Annotated in this window: 19 protein-coding genes; 5 read left to right on the top strand and 14 right to left on the bottom strand. The window is 64.0% G+C overall.

Annotated features, from left to right (window positions below; translation table 11 throughout):
* Nucleotides 1-29: 29 nt before the first annotated feature.
* The 14 genes from QF038_RS21265 to QF038_RS21200 form a co-directional block, all read right to left on the bottom strand.
* Nucleotides 30-722: a response regulator transcription factor gene (locus tag QF038_RS21265; RefSeq protein ID WP_307613065.1), complete on the bottom strand. Its 693-nt coding sequence runs from the start codon at nucleotides 720-722 to the stop codon at nucleotides 30-32.
* Complete coding sequence (locus tag QF038_RS21260) at nucleotides 719-2,089, bottom strand: sensor histidine kinase (protein ID WP_307613063.1); 1,371 nt, start codon at nucleotides 2,087-2,089, stop codon at nucleotides 719-721. The genes QF038_RS21265 and QF038_RS21260 overlap by 4 nt, the downstream gene beginning before the upstream one ends.
* A gap of 22 nt (nucleotides 2,090-2,111) precedes the next feature.
* Nucleotides 2,112-3,008: an ABC transporter permease gene (locus QF038_RS21255; RefSeq protein ID WP_373461607.1), complete on the bottom strand. Its 897-nt coding sequence runs from the start codon at nucleotides 3,006-3,008 to the stop codon at nucleotides 2,112-2,114.
* Nucleotides 3,009-3,013: 5 nt separating this feature from the next.
* Complete coding sequence (locus QF038_RS21250) at nucleotides 3,014-3,961, bottom strand: ABC transporter ATP-binding protein (RefSeq protein ID WP_307613058.1); 948 nt, start codon at nucleotides 3,959-3,961, stop codon at nucleotides 3,014-3,016.
* A 166-nt stretch (nucleotides 3,962-4,127) separates the two neighbouring features.
* The gene (locus QF038_RS21245) at nucleotides 4,128-5,624 is read right to left on the bottom strand and encodes a bifunctional phosphatase PAP2/diacylglycerol kinase family protein (protein ID WP_307613056.1); all 1,497 of its coding nucleotides are present in this window, start codon (nucleotides 5,622-5,624) and stop codon (nucleotides 4,128-4,130) included.
* Between the two features lie 58 nt (nucleotides 5,625-5,682).
* Nucleotides 5,683-6,870, bottom strand: a complete 1,188-nt coding sequence (locus QF038_RS21240; RefSeq protein WP_307613054.1) for an MFS transporter — start codon at nucleotides 6,868-6,870, stop codon at nucleotides 5,683-5,685.
* The gene (locus tag QF038_RS21235) at nucleotides 6,867-7,640 is read right to left on the bottom strand and encodes a DeoR/GlpR family DNA-binding transcription regulator (protein ID WP_307613052.1); all 774 of its coding nucleotides are present in this window, start codon (nucleotides 7,638-7,640) and stop codon (nucleotides 6,867-6,869) included. Before QF038_RS21235 ends, QF038_RS21240 begins: the two co-directional genes overlap by 4 nt.
* Before the next feature lie 48 nt (nucleotides 7,641-7,688).
* Nucleotides 7,689-9,371, bottom strand: a complete 1,683-nt coding sequence (locus QF038_RS21230) for an ABC-F family ATP-binding cassette domain-containing protein (RefSeq protein WP_307613050.1) — start codon at nucleotides 9,369-9,371, stop codon at nucleotides 7,689-7,691.
* Between the two features lie 94 nt (nucleotides 9,372-9,465).
* Nucleotides 9,466-11,454, bottom strand: a complete 1,989-nt coding sequence (locus QF038_RS21225) for a penicillin-binding transpeptidase domain-containing protein (RefSeq protein WP_307613048.1) — start codon at nucleotides 11,452-11,454, stop codon at nucleotides 9,466-9,468.
* A 68-nt stretch (nucleotides 11,455-11,522) separates the two neighbouring features.
* Nucleotides 11,523-12,971, bottom strand: a complete 1,449-nt coding sequence (locus tag QF038_RS21220; protein ID WP_307613046.1) for an NAD(P)/FAD-dependent oxidoreductase — start codon at nucleotides 12,969-12,971, stop codon at nucleotides 11,523-11,525.
* Entirely contained in the window at nucleotides 12,964-14,430 is a 1,467-nt protein-coding gene (locus tag QF038_RS21215; RefSeq protein ID WP_307613044.1) for a glycosyltransferase family 87 protein, read from the bottom strand. Before QF038_RS21215 ends, QF038_RS21220 begins: the two co-directional genes overlap by 8 nt.
* Nucleotides 14,431-14,551: 121 nt before the next feature.
* Complete coding sequence (locus tag QF038_RS21210; protein WP_307613042.1) at nucleotides 14,552-14,692, bottom strand: hypothetical protein; 141 nt, start codon at nucleotides 14,690-14,692, stop codon at nucleotides 14,552-14,554.
* A 577-nt stretch (nucleotides 14,693-15,269) separates the two neighbouring features.
* Nucleotides 15,270-15,854, bottom strand: coding sequence for a histidine phosphatase family protein (locus QF038_RS21205; protein ID WP_091419393.1), 585 nt, complete (start codon nucleotides 15,852-15,854; stop codon nucleotides 15,270-15,272).
* Nucleotides 15,851-17,356, bottom strand: coding sequence for a CCA tRNA nucleotidyltransferase (locus QF038_RS21200; RefSeq protein WP_307613039.1), 1,506 nt, complete (start codon nucleotides 17,354-17,356; stop codon nucleotides 15,851-15,853). Before QF038_RS21200 ends, QF038_RS21205 begins: the two co-directional genes overlap by 4 nt.
* A gap of 207 nt (nucleotides 17,357-17,563) precedes the next feature.
* On the opposite strand from QF038_RS21200, the gene QF038_RS21195 reads away from it, so the two are divergent.
* The 5 genes from QF038_RS21195 to trxA all read left to right on the top strand — a co-directional run bounded on the left by QF038_RS21195 (nucleotide 17,564) and on the right by trxA (nucleotide 23,613).
* A complete protein-coding gene (locus QF038_RS21195) occupies nucleotides 17,564-18,064 on the top strand; it encodes an NUDIX hydrolase (protein WP_091419389.1) in 501 nt (166 codons plus the stop codon).
* Between the two features lie 60 nt (nucleotides 18,065-18,124).
* Nucleotides 18,125-20,293: a murein biosynthesis integral membrane protein MurJ gene (gene murJ, locus QF038_RS21190; RefSeq protein ID WP_307613037.1), complete on the top strand. Its 2,169-nt coding sequence runs from the start codon at nucleotides 18,125-18,127 to the stop codon at nucleotides 20,291-20,293.
* A 165-nt stretch (nucleotides 20,294-20,458) separates the two neighbouring features.
* Entirely contained in the window at nucleotides 20,459-22,042 is a 1,584-nt protein-coding gene (locus QF038_RS21185) for an ABC transporter substrate-binding protein (RefSeq protein WP_307613035.1), read from the top strand.
* A 254-nt stretch (nucleotides 22,043-22,296) separates the two neighbouring features.
* Nucleotides 22,297-23,253, top strand: coding sequence for a thioredoxin-disulfide reductase (trxB, locus tag QF038_RS21180; RefSeq protein WP_307613032.1), 957 nt, complete (start codon nucleotides 22,297-22,299; stop codon nucleotides 23,251-23,253).
* A 33-nt stretch (nucleotides 23,254-23,286) separates the two neighbouring features.
* The gene (gene trxA / locus QF038_RS21175) at nucleotides 23,287-23,613 is read left to right on the top strand and encodes a thioredoxin (RefSeq protein ID WP_091419383.1); all 327 of its coding nucleotides are present in this window, start codon (nucleotides 23,287-23,289) and stop codon (nucleotides 23,611-23,613) included.
* Nucleotides 23,614-25,653 lie beyond the last annotated feature (2,040 nt).

Here is a 25,653-nt window from a genome sequence, read left to right as displayed (position 1 = left end):
ATAGGGCATTCCTGTGCGCAGGCTGTGCATCAGTAGTCCGGGTTGCTCGGCACCACCAGGCCGGTCTCGTAGGCATACACCACTGCCTGCACCCGGTCGCGGAGATGGAGCTTGGTGAGGATTCGCCGCACGTGCGTCTTCACCGTCGCCTCGGACAGGAAGTACCGGTGGGCGATCTCCGCGTTGGACAGTCCCTCCGCCATCGCTTCCAGCATCTCGGTTTCCCGGGGTGTCAGGTCCGCCAGGAGGGGATCCGGCGCAGTTGTCACCGGCGCCGGCCTGGTGTTGCCGCGCACGTACGTTTCGAGCAGCCGCTGGGTAACCCTGGGTGCCACTACTGCATCACCGCTGGCTACCACCCGCACGGCACTAATCAGGTCCTGCGGCGCCGCATCCTTCAGGAGGAACGCGGACGCGCCCGCCTGGAGGCCGGCAAAGGCATACTCGTCCACGTCGAAGGTGGTCAGGATGATGATCCTCGAGCCCGCTCCGGCGGCCGTAATGGCCCGTGTCGCCTCAATGCCGTCCAGCACGGGCATCCGAACGTCCATCAGCACCACGTCCGGAGTGAGTTCACGGACCAGCCGGACGGCCTCGGCGCCGTCTGAAGCTTCGCCCACAATCCGCAGATCCTCTTCGCCTTCCAGGATGAGCCGGAACCCCATCCGGAGCAGGGGCTGGTCGTCCACCAGCAGGACCGTGATGGCCGGGTTGATCGTCATGCTTTCCCTTGCAGTTGGTGCGGGCGGATGGATTCGGTAACCTCGTCGCCGGGCCAGGAAAGGACGGCGTGCACCCGCCAGCCGCGGCCGCTGCGGCCGGCTTCCACACTGCCGGCATAAATGCGGGCACGCTCGGTCATTCCCGTGATTCCCTGGCCGGTGCCATAGGAGGTGGCGGAAGAGGTGCCGTAGGAGCCGTTCCCGGCGGCCGAAATGATGACCCCGTCGGGTGGGACATCCCCGGGAACTCCCGCACCGTCGTCGAGCACGTCAATGGTGACCGTGGAACCTGAGCGGATGATCGAAACGTCCACCCGGCCCAGTGAACGGCCATAGCGGAGCACATTGGTCAGCGATTCCTGGACGATCCGGTACACCGTGAGCTGGAAGGCGGCGTCGTCCGGCAACGCGGGCCCGGTGTGGGAGAAATGCAGGGGCAGGCCTGCGGTGCGGAACCCCTCAAGAAGCTTGGACAGGCTGTCCCCTGAAGCGAGCGGCAGCCGGGGTGCCGCTGATCCGTCGTCGCGCAGGACCCCCAGCACCCGCCTCATATCGGCGAGGGCCGTGCGGCCCGTCCGGGACAGTTCACGGAGCACCTCGCCGGCGCGCTCCGGACTTTTCCGGACCACGACGGCGGCACCATCGGACAAACTGACCATCACTGTCAGCGAGTGGGCCACGACGTCGTGCATTTCCCGGGCGATCCGGTTCCGTTCACTGACGGACGCCAGGCTCGCGGTTCTCGCCGCCCAGGCGGCGATCTCCTGTTCGTGTTCACGCCGCTGCCGCACGGAGATGCCGATCCCCGTGGCAATAACGTTGGACAGGGCGATCGTTGCACCGGTGGCAATGCTGGTCAGGAGGTGGAAATCGTCCGGATTGACGTGGCTGTGGACAACCTCTACCTGCATCGGCCCCACGGCGGCCAGGAGGTAGAGGAGTGCCAGCGGCGCGGTTGCCGCGGCCGTCGCGATGATTGCGAAGCGCCGGGTGCGGGCCACCGCCACGGCGTAGAGCGAAAACCACAGCCCCGCCGAGACGTTGGAACCCCATGGATGCAGCAGCGTCACCGCCACCTCCGCCACTGCCACGAAGGCAACGAGGCTTACCGGGTAGGAACGCCGGAGGAACAACGCCCCCGCCACGGCCGCCAGCAGGAGTGCGGCAATCCACTTGCCGGACCCGACGGCGTCCACCACCGTGGGTGCCACCAGCAGGCCGTAGCTGAGCACCACCACCGTATCCATAACCCGCGGGTGGTCATGCAGGTAGCGCCGGATGAGTCCCCTTCGCCTGGCGGTGAGCTCGGCAAAGGACGCGTCGGCCTGGCCGGCCGGCGCGTCCCTTCCTACTGCCGTTTCTGTCATTCCTGCCTGTATTCCTGCTGGGTTATACGTCGCGCTTCTTCAGCACAATCATCGCCGGGATCAGGAACAGCAGCACGTACCCGAGGAAGATCAGGCCGCCGTGCCAGGGGTCGATGATGCCGTCCGTATGCCCGATGGACAGGAACCGGCCGCCCGCTTCGCTGGGAATGTACTGCGGAACGTACTTCCAGAATTCACCCGGAATGAGGGTCATAAAGCTTGCGGCGATGGAGAGGACGAAGAACATCGCTACCAGGACGGTGATGCCGCCGGCCGAATTGCGCAGCAGCGTTCCCAGGGACAGTCCGATCAGGGCAACGCCGGCCACGTAGAGGCCGCCGGTGAAGATGCTGTAGAGCACGCCGTCGGTGGACCAGTCCAGGTCGAAGCCGATCCCCTGGAACACCGGCATGGCGATCAGGAAGGTTGCAACCCCGGCAATGGTGGTGATGACGTAGGAGATGACGGCGAGGATGATCGCCTTGGCCACAAAGGCGGGGGTACGGCGGGGGACGGCGTTCATGGTGGAACGGATCATTCCAGTCGCGTATTCGGAGGACATAAAAAGGACCGCGAGTGAGCCGAGGATCAGGATGCCGATCTGCAGCCCAGCGTTGGGCAGGTTGTACAGGTCAAAACCGGAGCCTGGGGGAAACGATTTTTCCAGCATGTCGGGGGTCATCGTCTGCCCCTGGTCCCTGGCCCGGCGGATCATCTCGTCCAGGTAGGTGTAGCGGATCAGGACTGCCAGTGCGCCCACGCCCACGATGGCAAGCAGCGTCAGCAGCAGCAGGATGCGGGTGGACAACAAGGACCACAGCTTGATCCATTCGGACCGCAGGACGCCGCTAAAGGTCACTCCCCGCGAACCTGCGGAGGAACGGGTGGGGGCGGTACGGGTTTCAGTCATGGTGCTCATCGTCCTTACTTTCCTGCCGCTGCCGGGGCGGATACTGCGGGCCCGCCGGCCAGGTGCGAGTGGTATTCCACTTCGTCCTTAGTGAGGTCGAAGTACGCGTCTTCCAGTGAGGACAGCTGCGGCGTCAGCTCGTAGAGCAGCACCCGGTTGTCCAGGGCGATCCGGGCGATCTGCCGTGAATCCATTCCGGTCACTTCAAGGGTTTCCGGCTCGCTCTGGTCAACGGTGACTCCGTCGCCGGCCAGGAGGGCGGAGAGTTCCAGGGCGGCGCCGGTGCGGACCAGCGTCTTGGCCTGCCGGGTTCCGGCAATGATTTCCTTCACCGGTGCGTCGGCGATAATCCGGCCGCGGCCGATGACGATCAGATGGTCCGCTGTCTGGGCCATCTCGCTCATCAGGTGCGAGGACAGGAAGATGGTCTTGCCCTGGTTGGCCAAGTACCGGACCAGGTTCCGGACCCACAGCACGCCTTCCGGGTCCAGGCCGTTGACTGGTTCGTCCAGGATGAGGGTCTGGGGGTCGCCCAGCAGGGCCGCGGCGATGCCCAGCCGCTGGCCCATGCCCAGGGAGAAGCCGCCCGCCTTCTTGCGCGCCACCGCCTCCAGGCCGGTCATTTCAATGACTTCCCGCACCCTGGCCTTGGGAATGCCGTGCGTGGCAGCCATGGCGAGCAGGTGGTTGTAGGCGCTGCGGCTCGTGTGCACGGCCTTCGCGTCCAGCAGTGCGCCCACCTCGTGCAGTGGAGCCCTGTGGTGCGCGTAGGGCAGGCCGTTGACGGTGACCGAACCCGACGTCGGCCGGTCCAGCCCCATAATCATGCGCATGGTGGTGGACTTGCCGGCACCGTTCGGCCCCAGGAAGCCCGTGACGAGCCCTGGTTTCACGGTGAAGCTGACCCCGGCCACGGCGGTTTTTCCGCCGTAAACCTTGGTCAGGCCTTTTGCCTCAATCATGGATGTTTCCTTCGGACGGCAGCGTGCCCTGCGGGGGAGAGGTTGCTGGGACGGTGGTGTACCCCCCACGCTACCGATCCAACTGCCCGAATTCGCCGGTCTCAGGGATGATTCAGGGGTAAACCGGGGTAGTCCCCCTGGATGACAGCCTCCTCGGACCGCCGTCTTAGGGGCGCGGGGAATAGTACGTGAGTGCCTGGCGCCGGACGCTGTATTCCACGCTGCGTACGCCCGCCACCGCCTCACCGTCCACGGCCAGCGACATGGGTGACCCGCCTGCCTCGATCCGCACGCTCGTCGCCTCGCTCAGGTGGGTGATGCGTGAGGTGGCCACTGTGCCGGTCAGCACGGACCAGAGCAGGCGGAGCCGGGCGAAGGACTCATCTGCCGTGATCATCCGAACGTCAAGGACGCCGTCGTCGAGAACGGGCCGGAACAGCGGTGCGTGGTCGCGGGGGTAGTACCGGCCGCGTCCTACATAGGCTATCCACAACTTATGGCTGCGGCCGTTCACGGTCAGGGTGGTGGGGGTGCCGGCGGCGAAGGTGCGGAACATGGCAACTACTCCTGCCAGGGGTTTTCCCAATGCCGGCTGCAGGTGTTCGCGCCGGCGCACAAGGTTGGGATAGAGCCCGATGCTGGAGGTGTTCAGCATGATCACTTCTGCTGCTTCCGGTTTGCCCGCCAGGCCGCGCTCCACGGTGACAGTGCCGACGTCGGCCAAGGCAGCTTCGCCCTTTGATGCTGCGGCAAGGGCCTCCTTCAGGCTCCCGGTACCGGCGTCACGGGCGAAGTGGTTGAGTGTCCCGCCAGGCAGCACCAGCAGGGGGAGGGAACGTTCGACGGCGGCCGCGGCCGCGGCTCCGACGGTTCCGTCACCGCCCCACACCCCCAGCGCGCGGGTCGCCGGCCGGGCTGCCGTCTGGTCAATCGCTACCCGGAGGTCCTCATCCGGCTCCACTGTTCTTATATACGCCTTTGGGAATACCTGCAGGAGGGCCTCGGCCGTTTCTTCCTTAAAGGACCCGCCGAGGGTGTTTACGACAATGCTTAGCCCGTCTCCCTCTGGCAGTTCGGGGGCAGAGGTCCACGTCCTGCTGGTCTGCGGAAAGGGCGGACGGACAGGCCACCACCGCCGCGTTATCAGCGCCGCACCCACCCCGATCGCAGACCCAAAAAGCACGTCTGAGGGCCAGTGCGCTCCGGTGTGAACGCGGGAGTAGGCCACTCCCAGCGCCGCCGGGGCCAGCGCAACACCGATGGACGGCTTCACCAGTCCCACCCCCACGGCGAATGCTACAGCCGAGGCCGAGTGGCCCGATGGCATGGATGAGCTTTTGGGTTGCGGATGCACGAACCGGAATACCGGAAGGTGCTCCGGAAGGGGCCTGGCCCTGGGCAAGAGCGTCTTGAAAATTCCGTTGGTAACGGCCGAAGCCACCGCTTGGGCGATGAGTCCGTGGAGGGCGGCCCGGCGCGTCCTGCCGGGAATTATGGCGATGGCCGCTGCAATTCCCATCCAGAGTTTTCCGTGGTTGGCGGCAGCCGAAAGCCTGCGGAAAAACTCGTCATGGTTTCCGCCCGGCAAACGCGAAACATGCCGTACGAGGTATCTATCTGTGCGGCTGATCCATCGATGGCTCGTCCGCCATTTGCTCTGCATGCCCCTCACCCTACCGCCGCGGACAAGGGACGGAAGCGGCTGTTCCCGGCGTTGCGGCCTACTTGGCCTTCAACGGCTTGGCAGCGCCAGCCAGCAGGAGCGCCACCAGGATGGGGGCAAGAATTGCCAGCAATGCGTTGTGGATACCCGTGAGATCGCCCAGGTAACCCAACAGGGGAGGACCTGCCAGGAAGGAAATGTATCCCAGGGTGGACACTACCGAGACCCGTGCTGCAGCGTGCTGGGGATCGTCGGCAGCAGCGGACATACCCATCGGAAAGGCCAGGGCAGCCCCTATGCCCCAGAGCGCGGCACCCACTGCGGCCAGCCATGGGTTTCCGGCAAGCACAAAGAGGCACAGTCCGGCCGCAGCTGCGGCCATGCTCGCCCGGAGCACGGCAACCCGGCCGTACTTGTCGATGACGCGGCCGCCCAGGAAGCGCATCGCCGTCATGGCCAGGACAAAGAGGGCGAACATCAGCGCGCCCGTGGATTCGGAGGTGCCCAGGCCGTCCACTGACGCTTTGGCGATCCAGTCGTTGCCTGCGCCTTCGGTCAGCGTGGCTCCAAGGACAACAATGCCGATGAGCACGGTCCTGCTGTCCCGCCAGGCGGACGGGCCCTTGACGGCCTTGGCGCCGTCGGCGGGAACGGGGACGTGCGGAAGGAAGAAGCGGGGCGCAATCATGGTCACCACCAGAACAATGCCCACGATGACCAGCAGGTGCAGCGGAAGGTCAACGCCAAGGTTGGACAGGCCCGCGCCGATAAGGGCACCAACGAAGGCACCGCCGCTGAAGGCAGCGTGGAACTGCGGCATGATGGTCCGCCGGAGCTTGTGTTCCACGTCCGCACCTTCGATGTTCTGGGAAACATCCCACAGGCCGATCGCGATGCCGAAGAAGAACAGGGAAACGGCTGTGCCGGGGATGGACGCGATGGAAAGTGACAACGCGATTCCCACACCGGCGGCCGAGGCCAGCAACCCGCCCAGGCGTACCGTGTTCGCCGTACCGAGCCGTCCTACCACCCATCCGGCGGTGGGCAGGGCGAGCAGTGAGCCGACGGCGGTACAAAGCAGCAAAGTCCCCATCTGGCCCGACGTGATCTGCAGCGTTTCGGTGACTGCGGGAATCCTCGCCGCCCAGCTGGCGAAAACCAGTCCGTTGATGCCAAAGACAACAAAGGTGGCGGCCGCGGCTGCCTTAAGTCCGGCCTGTTGTGCCGTACCTGTATTTATGCTCATACGTTCACTACTTCCACAGAGTTGTCTTCAAGTCGTCGTCGTTCGTCCTGGCTGAACTGCTTGTCCGTGACCATGATGTCCACACGGTCGAGGCCGGCCACAAGGGCCCTGGCATGGGCTTCCCATTTCGCGGCGGCGGCCGCCACCACCACTCGGGACGCTGATTCCAGCCCGGCCCGCTTCACCGCCGCGTCCTCCAGGTCATGGGCAAGAAGTCCGTCCTTGAGGTCCACAGCGCAGGGGGTTACAACTGCCGTGTCGAAGCGCAGCGACCGGACGTTGGATTCCGCGAGCGGACCGCGGAAACACAGTTCGGCGGGAACGAGGCTTCCGCCTGGCAGCAGCAGGGCGGGGCGGGTTCCGGCCGTCGCTTCCTCAGCCGCGAGCACGTTGAGCGACCGCAGTGACATCGGCATCAGCGTCAGGTCCCTCCCAGCCAATGCCCGGGCCACCTCGGTTGCGGTGCTGCCGCTGTCCAGCCATACATGCTCCCGGTCGCGGAGGAGACCGGCAACGGCGGCGGCGATGCGCTTCTTGGCGTCCTGGTCCTCCAGCTCCCGCTGCCCGTAGCCCGGATTCTCCCCATGGCCGATGAGGCTCCGGGCTCCGCCGTGGACCCGGCGGAGGACGCCGTTGGCAGCGAGGACCTCAAGGTCCCGGCGGATAGTTGCCCCCGAAGCGTCGCAGGCAAGCGTCAGCTCCTCTACCGACACCTCATGGCGCCGGCGCAGCAGTTCGGCGATAATGCGGTGCCGATCGTCCGTCTTCATGATCAAATGATAGCAACTTCTGATCATTTGATCATTGGGGACATGACCTCAGCGGGCTCGTTCCACCCGCTTCTCGTCCCACACCGGCTCGTCCGATTCGTAGACCTTCCCGTCGGATCCGAACACCAGGAAACGGTCGAAGGTTCGGGCAAACCACCGGTCGTGCGTCACCGCCAGGACGGTGCCCTCGAAGTGATCGATGGCCCGTTCAAGGGCCTCGGCTGAGTGCAGGTCCAGGTTGTCCGTCGGTTCGTCGAGGAGCAGCAGCGTGGCGCCGCTCAGCTGCAGGAGCAGGATCTGGAACCGGGCCTGCTGACCGCCAGACAGGGACTCATACTTTTGTTCCGACTGCCCGGCCAGCCCATACCCGTCGAGGGCACCGGCTGCTGCCTCACGGCCCAGCCCGGACCGGTGTTCGTCGCCGCGGTGCAGGATTTCCAGCAGTGTTTTGCCCAGCAGGTCCGGGCGCACGTGGGTCTGGGCAAAGAAGCCGGGACGGATGCGGGCGCCAAGTTTCACGGTGCCTTCGTGGGGCACTTCGGCGATTTCGACGTCGGATACCGGCAGGTGCTCCCGCTCCGGATCGGTGCCGCCGGTGGCGAGCAGCCGAAGGAAGTGGGATTTGCCGGAACCGTTGGATCCCAGGACGCCCACGCGGTCGCCGAACCATACTTCCGTGGAGAACGGCTTCATGAGGCCGGTCAGCTCCAGCTTTTCGGCTACGATGGCGCGCTTGGCGGTGCGGCCGCCTTTGAGCCGCATCTGTACGTTCTGCTCAATGGGCAGCGCCTCGGGCGGCCCGATCTCCAGGAACTTTGCCAGCCGGGTCTGGGCGGCGTGGTACCGGTTGGCCATGTCGGAGCGGAAGGCAGCCTTGTTTTTGTACATGTTGACGAGTTCCTTGAGCTTGACGTGCTCCTCGTCCCACCGCTTGCGCAGTTCCTCAAAGCGGGCATTGCGGTCCGCCCGCGCCTCCACATAGGAGCCGAACCCACCGCCGTGGATCCAGGCTCCGGCCCCGTTGATGCCCGGCTCAAGCGTGACGATCCGGCCGGCAGCGTTGTTCAGCAGCTCCCGGTCGTGGCTGATGAAAAAGACCGTCTTTTTGGATTCGTTCAGCTTCTCCTCGAGCCAGCGCTTGCCCGGCACGTCCAGGTAGTTGTCCGGCTCGTCGAGCAGCAGCAGGTCATCAGGGCCGGCAAAGAGCGCTTCAAGGACCAGCCGCTTCTGCTCGCCGCCGGACAGGCTCGACGCCGGGCGGTGCTGCGCGCGGTCAAAGGGGAGCCCCAGCGCCGCCATGCACACCTCATCCCAGACCGTCTCGACGTCGTAACCGCCCGCGTCACCCCAGTCCACGATGGCCTGGGCGTAGCGCATCTGGCTTGGCTCGTCGTCGTGCTCCACCATCGCAAGCTCCGCCTCGTCGACCTCGCGGGCCGCAATGGCCAGCGCAGGCGGCGCGGCAGAGACCAGCAGGTCGCGCACTGTCGAGTCATCGCGGACCTGGCCGACGAACTGGCGCATGATGCCCATGTTCCCGGACCGGCCGATAACCCCTTCATCAGGCACCAGGTCTCCGGCGATGATCCGGAACAGCGTTGTCTTGCCAGTACCGTTGGGGCCGATCAAGGCAGTTTTAGTGCCGTCCGGAACCTTGAAGGTCACACCGTTGAGCAGCTGCGTGCCGTCGGAGAGGAAGTAATCGATACCGGAAACGTCAATATGGGCCACACATTCCATCTTCCCACGAGCCCAGCACCTGAATTCTTGTCCAGACAAGCCGACTTAACCCGCCCTGCAAGCCTGCATACCTGGACAAAAACTCCTAGCCGGCGGCGGTGAGGAACTTCTGCAGCAGCGGGCCGGAGGTTGTTGCACCCAGGCCGCCGTCCTCCACAAACACAGCTACCGCGAGGTCGCCGTGCACCGCCACAATCCAGGCGTGGGTCTTGGGCGGGTTTTCCTTCCCGAACTCCGCCGTGCCGGTCTTGGCCCCCACGGGTGCCCCCGGGACGCTGGCGAGGAAACCGGCATGTCCGGAGGTCACGACGGCGCGCATCATGTCGGCCAGCTTCGTCGCTTCCTCAGCGGTAATCGGATTTCCGGATGCCTGGGACGGCGCCTCAGCACTGGCGGTGGCGGAGGGCTGCGCCGGCGGAACAGAGGACCCGCTGGTGGTTCCCTCGGCGGCAGCGCCGGCGTCGGGATTCAGGACAAGCTGCGGGGCAACCGGAGCGCCCTTGGCCACCGAGCCGGCCATCATGGCAGCGGCCAACGGAGACAGCAGCACTTTGCCCTGGCCAATCATGGAGGCGGCGTGCTCTGTGCCGGCGGCCTCGCCGGGAACGGAGCCCAGAAAGGCATCGGCGCCGAGGGTGGGTGCTTCGACGGCGATGCCCATCGCCAGGGCTGCTGCTTCAAGCTGGCCCTGGGAGACCTTCTCCCGTGCGGCAATGAAGGCCGTGTTGCAGGAGTGCGCGAAGGCATCGCGAAGAGTCACCGAACCCAGGGAGCTCTCCGGATACCCTTCGGCGTTTTTAAAGGTCCGCCCTTCCACGTTCAAGGTGGGTGTGCACTCAACCTTCGAATCCGGGGTCAGGCCGTTCCGGAACATCGCCAGCGAGTCCACCATTTTGAAGATGGAACCCGGTGCGTACTGGCCCAGCATGGCGGTGTTGTAGCCGTTGCTTCCCGGCCCTGACGCGGCGGCCAGGACAGCCCCGCTGGACGGCCGGAGGGCCACAATCGCGGAGGCCGGTTCCACGCCTTCAAGGGTGGTTTCCGCCAGTGACTGGAGCGTTGGGTCCAGGGTAGTCTTCAGCGGCGTTCCCGGGGTGGGTTTCACTTCAAACAGCACCCGGCGCGGGTCAGTGGCGGCGGACTGGATCTGTTCCCGCGTCAGGTCCGCCCGCTGGGCACGGATCACGACGGCGTCCGTCCCCCTGAGTTGTTCGTCGTACTGTTGCTGCAGCCCGCCAATGCCGGTCACGTCGCCCGCCGTCAATTCGCCTTTTGATGCCTCGATCTGCTCGGCAGTGGCCTCTCCGACGGAGCCGAGGACGGCCCGGGCAAAGGTGCGGCTGGGGGCCAGCGGCATGCTCGCGGGAATGGCACGCGCTCCGGGAATGGCCGCAATCTGCTCGTTGGTGATGGTGCGGCCTTCGTCGCGCAGCGTTATCGCGGAAACAAAGGCCTCGGCACCGGAGGCCTGCACCTGCTGGCTGTACGCGGCGGGATCCACCCCCACCAGGGCGGCAAGCTTGCCGGCGGAATCAGCGGGATCTGCAGCCCCCAGCTGGGGCTTGTCGATGCCAACGTTCACCACCGCACGGTATGTCACCAGGGGCACGTCTCCGGCGCCCAGAATGTCCGCGCGCTGGGGTGACTGTGAACCTTTGGTCAGGATCTCGCTGTCCGCCAGCCCCGGCGCCAAAGTGGCAGGGTCCCAGACGGTAAGCCATTTGTCCCCCGACTTCTTGAACTTCGCGGACAGGGTGTACTTCCATTCGGCACCGCCGAAATTCCAGGTGTAGTTCAGCGGTGCTGAAGCGTTGTCGCCATCAAGCGTCAGTTCGCCGGCTTCAACGGCTGGCTTCGAGGGGTCGAGGGCAGCGAAAACGCTCTTCAGCTGATCATTCGCAGCTGAAGAATCCTTACCTTCGAAGGCCACCGATCCCACATCCAGCCCGGCGACTGCGCTGGCGAGCTGTTTGGCGGCGGCTTCGGCGCCACTCCTGCCGTCATCGCAAGCCACCAGTGATGTTCCAAGAATGACGGCAGCGATGCCCAAAGACAGTTTTGTAGATATCCCCATCGGGCCATTATCTCCCGGTTTTTGCCGTCAGCTTGCCATCGGCACGGCAGCAGAGGAGGGAGCGGGGGTCAGTCCGCTTCGAACCCTAATGACGGGAGCCCGGTGCCAAATATGTCCTGAAGGGCATACTTGGCCGCGTGGTAGCCCGGCATGCCGGTGACCCCTGGCCCGGGCGGGGTTGAGGAGGAGCAAAGGTAGACGCCACGTAACGGCGTACGCCAGGGCACAGGCGAAACCACGGGCCGCTGCACCAGGTTCAGCATGTCCATGCTTCCGGCGCTGAAGTCCCCGCCCACGTAGTTCCGGTTGTACTTGGACAGTCCGGCGGCGGTGATGGCCCTGGACTCCACCACAACGTCCCGGAACCCGGGGGCGAAACGTTCCACCTGGGCTGTCACGGCTTCCGTCATGTCCCTCGTTGAACCAGCCGGGACGTGGCAGTACGCCCAGAGGGTCTGGCGGCCGGCGGGGGCGCGGCCGGCGTCGAAGCGGGACTGTTGGGCCACCAGCACATAGGGCCGTTCCGGGTGTTTGCCGGCGCTGACCTCGTTCTCAGAGCGGGCAACTTCTGCCCGCGTCCCGCCGAGGTGGACTGTCCCGGCGTTGGCAAGTTCAGGTGCAGTCCAAGGCACAGGACCGGAAAGGATGAAGTCCACTTTGCAGGAACCGTTGCCGTACCTGAAGGATTCCAGGGCCGCACGGTAGCGAGTGGGCAGGGCATGGCCCGCCATGTTCAACAGCCCTTGCGGAGCCACGTTCAAGAGAGTGGCGCGTGCAGGGGGAAGGTCCTCAAGCCGGTCGATTGGTGTATCGGTGTGGATTACACCCCCGTGCGCAGCGAGGTCCTCGGCCAGGGCCGCAGCTATGGATGCGGACCCGCCTTCCGGAATAGGCCATCCTCCCGCGTGTCCCAGTGCTCCCAGCATCAACCCGCCGCCGGAAGCTGCCAGGGACGGCTGGTGGGAGATCGCGTGCGCCGCCACGCCTGCGAGCAGGGCGGGCGCTAGTTCTTCCCTGAACCGTGTGTTCCACAGCCGCGATCCCTGCTCCAGTGTCCTCAGCCCGAAAATCCCCGCCGCCACGGGGTTGCGCGGGATCCGAAGGAGCTGGTTCTGCGTGAAGTCCATAACGTCGTCGATGCGTTGGACCAGGGGCGCCATCAGTCTCCGGTAGGCCTCGCCGTCGCGGCCCAACTCCTCGGCTGTCCGGTCAAGCGACCGGTATGCGAGGGCAGCGCGTCCGCCGTCCAAGGGCGAGGCGTAGGACAGCTCGGGCGTGATGAGGTTGACGCGCCGGAACAGTTCGAAGGCCTTGAAGAACGGTGATGCCACGGCCATCGGATGCACCGCCGAGCAGATGTCGTGGAAGTGCCCGGGCTGCATCAGCTCACTGGTGCGGGTGCCGCCGCCGATGCTTGGGCCGGCTTCGAAGAGTTCCACGGACAGCCCTGCCCGCGCCATCACCACTGCCGCCGCCAGTCCGTTGGGCCCTGCACCCACCACCACAACATCAGGCATTGGACCCTGCTTTCCATGGGAGGAGGGAACGGGAGGATCCGCCGGGGCCCAGCCGGAACCAGTCGGGCGCTCCCGTGAAGGGGCCGCCGTGGGGATCGTCGAGCTGGTGCCGGCGGATGGGATCGTAAGCCGGGTCGAGGATGTCCCAGGTCACGCGCAGCATCAGGTATCCCACCGCAAGCATGTGTGCAGCAACGGCCAGGGCGTAGTACGGCATATCCAGGTTGTGCTGGGAGGAGCCTGCGCTGGTCACCTGTCCAAGGTACATCCACACGGCCGCCCAGTGCAGGCCTTCAATGCCCTGCCAGATCAGGAATTCCCGCCACCGTGGCCGGGCCAACGCAAGCAGCGGGACCAGCCACACCACAAACTGCGGTGAGTAGACCTTGCCGGTAAGGATGAACGCCGCCACGATCAGGAAGGCCAGCTGGGCCAGCCGGGGCCGTCGCCGGGCAGTCAGGGCAACCGCCGCTATGGCCGCACAGGACAGCAGAAAGAGGCCCGGGGACAGAAGGTCGACGGCGGCCGGGCTGAGTTCCATCCACCGCAGCCGGGCCGCAACCAGGTTGTACACAAACCAGGGCGAGCTGTAGCCGGCATCGCGGTCGGCGCTGAACTGGAAAAAGTAGATCCAGCCGCCCGGGTTGGCCAGGGCGAAAGGCAAATTTACGGCGAACCAGGCGGCTCCGGCCGCGCCGGCCGTCACGAGCAGTGGACGGAACCGTCCCGTGCGGAGGGCAAGGAGCAGGATGGCGCCAAGCACCAGCAGCGGGTAGAACTTCGTGGCCGCGCCCAGGCCAATGAAGACGCCGGCAAGCAGCGGCCGCTGCCGCGCGAAGAAGTACATGCCCAGGGCGAGCAGGGCCACGGCCCACATGTCCCAGTTGATGGTCCCTGCCAGCACGATGCCCGGGGCCAGTGCCACCATGGCGGCATCCCACGGCCGGCGGCTTGTCATTCGGGCTGTAGCCAGGACCGTCACCACTGTTACCGCCGCCAGCAGCGCGGCATTGATGTCGAAGTAGGCGAGTACGCGTGAATCGGAAATTCCGCTCCCGGGGACCAGCCAGGCCGTAACTCCGGCAATTAGCGCAGTCAGGACGGGGTACTCAAACAGGCTTCCGGGTGCAAGGACAGGAAAGGTCCCATCTGCCAGACCCCGGTTCCGGAACAGCTCAGGAAAGTCCGAATAGCAGGTGGCATAGAACTGCGTGGGGGATTCCCAGCCGTTGGCCCGGCAATAGCCCTTGACCAGGAGGCCGGCGAGGGCAGCCAGGACCGTCAGGAGGACCAGGATGCGTTCAACGGTGAAGATCCCGGGCGAGACGATGCCCGGAGCGGAACGTGATCCAAGGGGACCGCCGATGACTTCGGTGAAGTTTCGCAGCAGGATGTCGCTGCGGCTGGGAACTACCAGTCGGGGCCGCCCTCGATGCTCCGGCGGCTGGTTCTCCTGCATGCCAACGAGCTTACCGCCGTCCGGAACGGGGAACGGGACCCGGCAGGAGCCCACGCGGCCGCGTGGGCTCCTGTACCGCAGGGAACTGCTTCATCGGTTCTCTCCCGGGACGGCTGGAGAGTCAGCGCAGGCCGCTCATGTGCTGGTGCAGAAGGACGAATACGTCCTCCCGCTGCTTCTCCAGGAGCGGACGGTTGAATTGCCGGCGGCTGCTGCGTCTTCCCCGTTGGGGAAGCAGGAACTGTTGAAGTTTCTTTATCATTGTGGTCACCTCCTTTTTGAATTGGCCGGGCCGCAAAATGGGCGCGACAATTAAGCCCTCTTCACACCGCGGATACGGGCGGATTTGGACATGGAAAGGCATTGCAATGGGCAGGGAAGTTTCTACGCTGTAATTACTGCGCAGGGAAAGGCCGCTAAAAGCGCGCGGCTAATATCTGCAAGAAGCAGCAAAAAGCGCGGCTAAAAGGGGGCAGGCTCTTGCGCGATGCAATGGCGCAGGAGGTACAGACACCGGTGCGCACACCAGCCGACGGGTCACCACCGGACTCAGTACCGGCGGAAAGAGCGCAGGCTAGGAGCCGGGGTGACCCCTAAACGGGCGCGCAAAAGCATCAGAAGCCGGGGGCGCGGTGATGGTCATCTTCCATCCGCTAGTCAAAGTAATCATTTTCCCAACCTCCTTTTCTGCTCTGCCGTTACGCAGGCGGACCGCCTGCAGCAACATGCGCCGGTGACCCCGGCAAGTGGCTCTGGGGTCAGGAATAAAGCTACACCACAATTAGTGTGCGAGGCTACCTAATTCGTGGAAATCATTAAGAAGGATTTAAAAACAGTTCCTAAAGGCCCCAACGCACAATTGCCGGCGTCCGCTTATCCCAGCCAAGGGTGCACACTTTCGCAGTGCCGAGAATAAAGTGCCGCCCTTCGGCGGGCGGGAGTTCAAGCCAACGGGCTGTCAGGATCCGGGAGAAGTGTCCATGGGCCACAATCAGCACATTGTCCATTCCCGATTCGAGGACGCGGCCAATGATTTTGTCCGCCCTGGCGGCAACCTCATCCAGCGTCTCGCCGTTGGGAACCCCATGTGTCCAGATCAGGTAATCCGGGTTGTCCTTGCGGATCAGGTCCGAACTGATCCCTTCGTAGTCCCCGTAGTTCCATTCCACCGCGAGCGGTTCGTGCTGGGCATCGGGAAAGCCTGCGAGTTCGGCAGTCCGCCGGGCACGCCGCAGTGGCGATGTCAGCACCAGGTCGAAATCGACGGGGTCCAGCACCTTCCGGGCCTCCACCGCCTGCTGTTCGCCTTCCACGGTGAGGGGCAGGTCAGTGAGTCCGGTGTATTGACCGCTCTTGGACCACTCGGTCTCGCCGTGCCGGAGGATCCAGAGCTGGGGGCGGGGGGCAATGGCAGGGTTGGTCACTTGGACTCCTTAGGGGAAAGGGCGACGCCGGCGGGAGAGGTTCCATCCCCGGTTGCGGCAGGTGCTGATTCAGGCTGTTCGGCCCACCAGCGAAGAAGCCTGGCCTCCGCTTCCGCGGCCGGCAGTGGTCCGTGTTCCATCCGCTCGTTGAGCAGGAACTTGTAGGCCCGGCCCACCACCGGACCCGGCTTGAGGTCCAGCAACGCCATGATGCGGGCCCCGTCAAGGTCGGGCCGGACTGCCTCCAGCGATTCCTGTTCCCGCAGTGCAGTGATCCGGGCCTCAAGGTCGTCATAGGCGAACGCCAGGCGCTCGGCCTTCCGCTGGTTCCGGGTGGTGACGTCAGATCGGGTCAGCCGGTGCAGCCGCTCAAGCAGCGGCCCGGCGTCGGTGACGTACCGGCGGACGGCGGAATCGCTCCAGCCGGCGTCCCCGTAGCCGTAGAACCGCATGTGGAGTTCCACCAGGCGGGCAACTGCCTTAGTGGAGTCGTTGTCGAACCGGAGCGCCTTCATCCGCTTGGTGGTGAGCTTGGCACCCACCATGTCATGATGGCGGAAGCTCACCGCGCCGCCCGGTTCGAAGCGCCGCGTAGCCGGCTTGCCGACGTCGTGCATCAACGCTGCGAAACGCAGCACAAAATCCGGCCCGGGCACGGGACCCTCAGCGTCGGTTTCGAGCTCGGCTGCCTGCTCCAGCACCTGCAGCGAGTGCTGGTAGACGTCCTTGTGCCGGTGGTGTTCATCGGATTCGAGCCTCAGGGCGGAAACCTCGGGAAGCACGAACTCCGCCAGCCCCGTGTCCACCAGCAGGTCGATACCCGCGCGGGGGCGGGGGCCGCAGATGAGCTTGACCAACTCGTCCCGCACGCGTTCCGCGGAGATGATGGTGATCCGCTCTGCCATCTCCGTCATGGCCTGCCGGACGTCGTCGTGGACGGACACGCCCAGCTGCGCCGCGAACCGGGCCGCGCGCATCATCCGCAGCGGATCGTCGGAAAAGGACGCTTCAGGGGCGCCGGGCGTGGCAAGGACGGAGGCATGCAGGTGCTTCACCCCGCCGAAGGGGTCCACAAGCTCCAGCGACGGCAGCTTGAGGGCCATGGCATTGATGGTGAAGTCGCGCCGGAGCAGGTCGTCGGTCAACGATGAGCCGAAGGCCACCACGGGTTTGCGGGATTCAGGATCGTACGCCTCGGCCCGGTAGGTGGTGATCTCGATCTGGAACCCGGCCTTGCGCATGCCGATGGTCCCGAAGGCGCGCCCGATCTCCCAATAGTTGTCCGCCCACCTCTTAATAAGGGCCACCGTCTGGTCCGGCTTGGCGTCTGTGGTGAAGTCCAGGTCGGGGGAGGTCCTGCCCAGGAAGAGGTCACGCACCGGCCCACCCACCAGCGACAGTTCATGGCCGGCGTCCACGAAGCGCTGGCCGAGCTCCAGGACCACCGGGTCCACCTGGAAATCGACGGTGTGGGATTCAGTCTTGTGATGTGCGTGCGCCATAGTTACTTAAGCTTGTCAGAAACCAGCGGCACCGCAGGCCAAAATACTGTCAAGATCCTGCTGATTCCGTCCGCCCCCGGCAAAGCGCGTCATATGCCGTCCATGTTGATGTCATGTTCCGGTCATCACGGACGGGCAACAGTCGTTAGAGTGGACTCCATGGCCCATCCAGTACCGAGCGCTCCAGGCAGGAGGACAAACGCACCGTTGCCGTCGGCAATCGGTGCGCACGTTGCGCCTGCCCCGCATTCGGCGCCGGCCTCGCTGCCTACGGTTGAGGAAGTCTCCGCCGGCGGCGTGGTGGTGGATACGTCCGACGCCGAACTGAGGGTGGCGATTATCGCCCGCCTCAATCGCGGCGGACGTTTGGAATGGTGCCTGCCCAAGGGGCATCCCGAGGGCAAGGAAAACAACGAGCAGGCCGCCGTCCGCGAGATTGCCGAGGAAACTGGCATCGAAGGCGACATCCTCGCACCGCTGGGAAGCATCGACTACTGGTTCACGGTCAGCGGCCACCGCGTCCACAAAACCGTCCACCACTACCTCCTGCGCGCCACCGGCGGCGAACTGACCATCGAAAACGATCCGGACCAGGAAGCAGTGGACGTTGCGTGGGTTCCCATCCAGGAACTTGCCCGCAAGCTGTCCTTCCCCAATGAACGCCGGATCGCCGACCTCGCCCGGGAAGTCCTTCCCGAACACCTTTAGGCGCGCACCGCGGCGCCTGGCGTGCAGCAATGGGCGGCTGCGGGTGAGACGATGAACTCGATGTCAGCTTCCAATTTTCCTTCCGACAGGTCCAGCCGGCCAGACGACGCGGCGCCCGACGGCGTTCCGCCGGAGCCGGCCGCCCCGGACGTTGCCCAGCCAGCTCCTGCAGGCCCCAGTGAAACCCGTTCCAGTGCCATCATGGCCGCGGGCACACTGGTGTCCCGATTCCTGGGCTTCGGCAAGACCTGGATGCTGGGCACGGCCCTGGGCCTGGGATCCACGGTTAACGACACCTTCATCAACGCCAACAACCTGCCCAACCTGATCTTCCTGCTGGTGGCCGGCGGCGTGTTCAATGCCGTCCTGGTGCCGCAGATCATCAAGGCGAGCAAGGCTCCGGACAGGGGAGCGGATTACATCAGCCGCCTGCTGACCCTGGCTGTCCTGCTCCTGCTGGGGCTCACGGCCCTGGTGACGCTGGCCGCGCCGTGGGTCATTGAGCTCACCACGCAGGGGTATTCGCCGCAGCAGAAGGCACTGGCAGTAACGTTTGCCTTCTGGTGCCTGCCCCAGATCTTCTTCTACGGCCTCTACGCCCTCCTCACCCAGGTCCTGAATGCCAATGGCGCGTTCGGGCCTGCCATGTGGGCGCCCATCCTTAATAACGTGGTGGCCATCGCCGGGCTGGGCATGTTCATCTGGATCTTCGGCGCCAACGAAATTAATGCGCACACCCTGGACAACTGGGGGCCCACCCAAACCCTGTTCGTGGCCGGGTTCTCCACCATCGGCGTGGTGTCGCAGACCGCCATCCTGATGATTCCCGTGATCCGGTTGAAGCTGGGACTCCGGCCACGATTCGGCTGGCGTGGTGTGGGACTGGGCCAGGCAGCGAAGCTGAGCGTCTGGACACTGCTGACGGCCGCCGTCGGGCAGCTCGCCTTCCTGTACGTCATGCGCATCGCAACCATCCCCGGTGCCGAACGCCTCCGGCTGAAGGAGGCGGGCGACCCCGCTGCGGAGATGCTGCCGGGCAACGCCGTCCTTGAGGTGGCCAGCCAGCTGTACCTGCTGCCGCACTCAATCATTGCCCTGTCCCTGGCCACGGTCCTGTTCAACCGGATGACCCGTGCCTCCCAGGACGGCAACCGGGACGAACTGCGTGACGCCCTCTCACACGGCCTGCGGACCATGGCCGTCGCCACGGTATTCGGAGCCCTTGCCCTGTTTGCCCTGGCCGGACCGCTGGGCATGTTCTTCTCGGGAGGCATTCGCCAGGACGGCGTGATGCTGGCCCAGACGTTGACCATCCTCGCGCTCAGCACCCCGTTTATGAGCGCCAACTTCATGATGTCCCGCGTGTTCTACGCCAACGAGGACGCCCGGACGCCGTTCTACATCCAGCTGCTGCTCGCCGTTGTCTACGTGGCCGGGGCGTTTGCCATCCAGTTCCTACCGGTCAACCAAATCATCTACGCCATCGCGGTCCTCTATATGGTGGGCAACATCCTCTCCGTGGTCATCAGCGCGTACTTCCTGCGCCGGCTCCTGGGCCATCTGGACGGGCCGCGGATCGCCAATTCCTACATCCGCATGGGCTACGCGGCCCTGGGTTCCGCCATTGCAGGTGCGGGCGCGCTCTGGCTCCTGGGCAGCTACAACCCCGACGGTTTTGCCTGGGAGAACCGGATCACAGCGTTGGTGACCGTCATTGTGGCTGGCCCCGTCATGCTGGTGGCCTACTTCTTCCTGCTCAGGTTGTTCCGCGTGTCCGAACTGCGGGACCTGCTCCGGCCGCTGATGGGACGGCTGGGGCGCGGGGGACCGGCTGAACCTTCCGCGGAAGACGGGGCGCCGGCGTCGGGCTCTTCCTCGGGCTCTTCCTCAGGTGGTCCCTCCGGTGGTTCCTCCGGCGACCGTCAGCCGCAGGGGCCAGAGCGCGCCACCACCTCAGTGGACACCGGCCTCATTCCCCGGATTTCCGGCGAGTTCGACGCCGTTTCCTTCCGCGCCGGCCCCGCTCCCCGGAGGGAGGCGCCCGCACAGCCGCCTGCGGAGGGCGGCACGGGCCAGGACGACGGCGGCTACCTCCCCACCGAGGACCAGCCCAGTACTGCGCGGGGCGGCCTGCTGCGTGAGCAAATCCCGCTGCCCGGCCGTCGGACGTTCCAGGGCAAGGCCGGAGAGAACCCGCATTTCAAGCCGCGGCGGCCTCGCAAGAAGTGATATTCCGGCCGTTCGCCGCTGCCTTTGTCCACGGTGGGCTGGGCTCAATCGGCTAGGATCGAAAGGGAACAGGGGTAGTTGCATTCAAGGGCCAGCCTCGCGCCGGTCCCTGAACGGTGGTTGCGTCATCCGAGCCGGCAATACCGGACAGTCTAGGAGGAACACGTGTCCAACCCGATCGATGTCGGATCAGTACTGGGCGGCCGTTACAAGGTCACAGCCACCGTATTGGCCTCGCACGACCACGATCTGGTGCTGGATGGTGTGGACCAGGTACTGAACCGTCCGGTCAGCATCCTGGTTGCCGGACCCGACAACACCGAGCAGGTTGCCCAAAGCGCCCGCGAGGTTGCCACCGGGGAGCGCCCCGGCACAGTCCAGGTATTGGACCTTGGTGTCACAGCTGCCGCAACGTACCTCATCACCAACCACACATCCGCCGCTGACCTGCTGGATCTCGTGGTGGCCTCCAACCCTCCCTATGTGGAACCGTTCTTCACGGACACCTTGGGGAGCGAGATTTTTGGTCAGCCCCGGTCCCGCGAACCCGAGCCCTATGACGACGAAGAGAACGTCGACGCCGGCTACATCAACTACTCGGACGGGCATCGCAGCCAGGTTGATCCTTACGCTTCTGCGCCCGCAATGCCGCCAAAGCCGCCGGCACGGCCGTCGGCGGCCCCCGCCGCTGGACGCAAGCCCTCCGGCTCCTCTCTGTTGGGTGGTGCGGCGGCTGGTGCCGCTGCCGGCGCCGCTTCATCGGGCGTTTCGGGTCCGGCCACCAGGCCCGCGGTTCAGTCCGAGGAGCCGGCGACCGCCAGCTTCCCGTCGAGCGCTTCAGACCAGGACCAGGACTTCGTCTCCCCGTCCGCGTCCGGATCCGGGAAGCCGAAGGTCTCCCTGTGGTCCGAGGACGACTACGCGAACGTCGATGACCAGGACCCGTACGAGGATGCGCCGGCAGAAGAAGAGCCGCGGCCGGCCAAAAAGAAGTCTCCGGTCTTTGCACGGTCCGCAGCCCCGGCCGCTGCTGCAGGTGCCGCTGCGGGTGCTTCTTACGGCGATCAGGATGATGACGGCGACCGGGATGCCCCGAAACGTGAACCGCGCTCCATGCGTTGGCTTGTGGGCGGGCTCCTCGCAGTGGTCCTGATTGCCGGCCTGGTGTTTGCCGTAACCAACCTTGGCAGCCTCTTTTCTACACAGCCGCAGGCTAAGCCGACGGCGGCCAGCACCAACAACAGCGCTCCCTCTGCGAACGCCACCGCAACCCAGGCACCTACCTCTGCACCCCCTGCTGTCCCGCCGGCCATTGAAGGAGTCACCCGCCAGGGTAACTTCGACTTCGCCGCCACGTTCGACCGCGATTTGGTGAAGGCTTACGACGGCAACGCCGCCAGCTACTGGTCCGACATGGAATTTGCCACTGAGAACTGGGGCGGACTCGCACCCGAGGGTGTTCCGCTCGTTGTGAAGTTGAAGAGCCCTGCCACCGTCTCGTCGATCACGCTTTCCCAGCTCGGCGGCTCCGGTGGAAACATCACCGTATACACCAACGACCGGCCCTCGATCGACGGGGCCAAGGCTGTCGGCACGAACAGCTTCACCTCCACGGATCTGAACATCCCCCTGGCCGAGCCAGTTCAGGCGCAGTATGTGATTGTGTCGATCAATTCGCTGCCCCGGTTGGCGGCTCCGAAGACACGTTATGGATACGGCCTCCGGCTCGCCGAGATCAAGGTACAGTAACGCCGGATCCACCCCGCAGGATTTCTCTTAGACCTATCTATTGAAGTGCCGCAGTCCATAGTCATCGGGCTGCGGCACTTTCCTTTTGCCGCGAGACGGTAATCTGGAAAGAGCGCCTCACGGAGCCGGCTTGCTGCTGCCTGCCGGAAATCCATCATGTTGGGCGCCGGAATATTCAGCCAGCAGTATCAGTTGTGCCATGTGGCCGGCCTCCAAGGCGGGGCGCGTCTAATAAGGAAGAGGTTCACCGTTCAGTGACCATCGCAGAAAACACCACGTCGGATGTACGTGATGTCATCATCGTCGGCTCCGGCCCCGCTGGTTACACGGCAGCTGTCTACACTGCCCGGGCCAACCTGAAGCCCCTTTTGCTGGCAGGTTCCGTTACCGCCGGCGGTGAACTAATGAACACCACCGATGTGGAGAATTACCCGGGCTTCCCGGAGGGCATCATGGGACCCGACCTGATGGAGAACTTCGAGAAGCAGGCAGCACGCTTCGGCACGGAGATCCAGTTCGAAGACGTGACGTCTCTCCAGCTGGAAGGACCCGTCAAGCAGGTCACCATCGCCACGGGTGAAACTTTCCAGGCCAAGGCAGTGATTCTCTCCACGGGCTCCGCCTACCGTGAGCTTGGCCTTCCCAATGAGAAGCGGCTTTCAGGACACGGTGTTAGCTGGTGTGCAACCTGTGACGGTTTCTTCTTCAAGGACCAGGACATTGCTGTCATCGGTGGGGGAGACTCCGCCATGGAAGAAGCTCTGTTCCTCACCAAGTTCGCTAAATCGGTAACGGTTGTCCACCGCCGCGATTCGCTCAAGGCATCCAAGATCATGGCCGACAGGGCGCTGGCGCACGAGAAGATCAACTTCATCTGGAACAGCACCGTTGAGGATGTCATCGGTGAAAACAAAGTCACCGGCCTGAAGTTGAAGAACCTTCTTGACGGCTCAGTGTCTGATCTTGCGGTCACGGGTGTGTTCGTGGCTATCGGAAATGACCCCCGAACCGACTTGGTGAAGGACGTACTGGAGTTGACGCCCGAGGGCACCATCGCCGTTCAAGGGCGGAGTTCCAAGACGAGCCTGCCGGGTGTCTTTGCCGCAGGCGACGTTGTAGACCCCACCTACCGCCAGGCCATTACCGCGTCGGGTTCGGGCTGTGTCGCTGCCATTGACGTGGAGCACTACCTCGCAGACCTGCACGCCTAAGTCCGTAAACGCCATCGAAGAGAGAGACAGATTATGAGCAACGCAAAAGATGTAACAGATGCAAGTTTTGGCACGGACGTCCTGTCCTCTGACAAGCCGGTTATCGTTGATTTTTGGGCAGAATGGTGCGGTCCTTGCCGCAAGCTCGGCCCTATCCTCGACGAAATCTCGGTTGAGTACAGCGAGAAGGTTGATGTCGTAAAGCTGAACGTTGACGACAACCCCGCTATCGCAGCCGAATACGGAATCACCTCCATTCCTGCCGTCTACCTTTTCCAGGGTGGCGAAGTGAAGAGCACGGTTATCGGCGCAAAGCCGAAGCAGTTCTTTGAGAAGGAATTCGCTGACGTACTGTCCTAGCAAATAGCGCTTGTTGGGGGACCAGCGAGCGTATCGGGTGGCCATTGCTCATGTGGGCAATGGCCACTTTTTTGTTCCCAGTAGGTTGGATTCTGGGTGGTGCGATCAGTTCTAGCTTAATAATTGCTGCATTATGGCCCTTTGAGGCTACAGGGGACCCAAAGTAGCCTCATATATGTTTGGCCTACTCAGCTCGCGTTCACTCTCAATTCGGAACCTTCGGATGGGCACGTAACTTCGTTTCACGTGAAACACACACCTTTCGCAGCAACTAAAGTAGCGGGGGCTACAGGTCTCTCAGAGGCGAACCACATCGATGGACAGAATCAGGAGGGTTAGCCGAAGCAGCGTTATCCATTTGTCTTTCGAACCAAGGCTTAACCGTGGGCGACGGAATCTGTTCAAATCCAGATTCGGTTGGCCAAGATTATCTTTTGCCGCGCTTCCACTTATCGCGTCCAAAAAGTAGCTGAATATAGGAGAGGTGGGTCGCTTGCTCAGGACATCGCCGACTGCACCTGGCAAGGTGATCGAAGCTGCACTGCAGCCGTCACGGCCGGGGCGAGTGCCAGCGCTGGCAGAATTGATGCGGGAGTTCATAGTGCTGGTGGGGAATCGGATTCGTAGGTTTGTATTCAGTCGATGGGGCCACCAGTGATCTCGGCGGTGTATTCCTCGCCGTCGATCTCGAAGGTGACCGGCGCCGATGGTTTCCTTGGAGGTTGATCACCTCGCCGCTGCCAAACGAGCACGCTTCCGAGAAACAACAGTCGAGTTCAAGCGCACGTTCGAATGCAGCCGCTCGGAGGCGCGTCGTGATTGATGGCGTAAAAAGACCCCGAAGCGGGTTGAGCAATTCCGTGCCAATAGCCCTAACTGATTCCAGCTGCGAGCCTCGGTCATGTTTCACGTGAAACAGGAACCGGGGTCACCTCCCTCTTCAATGCCGTAACTCGAAAAGTGCAGGCGCCTAGGCTACTCGCAGTATTTAGAACATCCGGTGTGCTGACCTACACGATGTTCAGCGCCAGAAACAAGGCATGGCGTTGCGCCGACGATGTAGCTTGAGAAGGACTTCGGGGGCGTGAATCGGACGCGTTGCTATGCTCGAGCGCCCAAGGCCCAGAAGACGACCGCACAAGAACAATCCAGAGGCAACACTCCCCAGCCGCAAGTGGGATTCGCGAGGATGAGGGGGACCGTGTATCTGGGCTCCGGACACTATTCCGGGCAATCACGGTAGCCTTTCCTGTCAGCTACTGCCAGCTGGTTCAAGGCGGGAGCAGACGCGACCTTCTATCCGGTTAGGCGCAGTTCAGCAAAATGACCGCTCACCGTGTCGCGACTATTCGCAGCGATGGATCAATGCCCCGCCATTCGGTAATCAAGGTAATACCTGAACACCTGTCTCTGCTAAGACCCCAAAGGTCTGCTTTGAAGACGGCTCAACTTGTGTCAGGGACCAAGGCGGGCCTAGTGATCGAGCGGGCGCGCCAAATCCTCCGCCGCCTGCGGCCCACGATTCTTGGTACGGCCTGAAACGAACGAAGAGGTACGCCTAAAAGCACGACGGCCTTTGGCGCCGTTTCACGTGAAACATGCCAGGAATATGGCCGGCAGAAAGGAACCCCTACGCACCCGCGCAGCTCCAGGATCTTGGACTTCAGTGGTCGCTCCCCACATCGCTGTCCGATGTAGCAGCCCCCTGAAGCTTGTGTACCAACTAAGCTCCTCAGACACCTTCGGCACGGCTACTGGTTCGTGGCTTCGTTGCCCGACTACCGAAGCGGCCTTCCTTGCTCTCTGGTCGTCGAACGAGACCGGGTTAGCCTTCTCGCGGCGCCGACCCGAGCAAATAGTCATTTGCGGTTCCATCAGTCGCCTCCACACCAGAAAAAGCCCAAAAGGGATCAGACGCCCATGCACCCCGCACCAGTCCACTGTAAGCCTATGCGCGCACGGCTAAGACCGCCGAGACGATCATCACCTGTACCTCTTCTCCATCTCACACCATTCGGACGGATCAGCCGCAGCTTCTTC

It is taken from the genome of Pseudarthrobacter sp. W1I19 (assembly GCF_030817835.1).
Lineage (GTDB): Bacteria > Actinomycetota > Actinomycetes > Actinomycetales > Micrococcaceae > Arthrobacter.
This window is presented reverse-complemented; position numbering and strand designations above follow the sequence as displayed.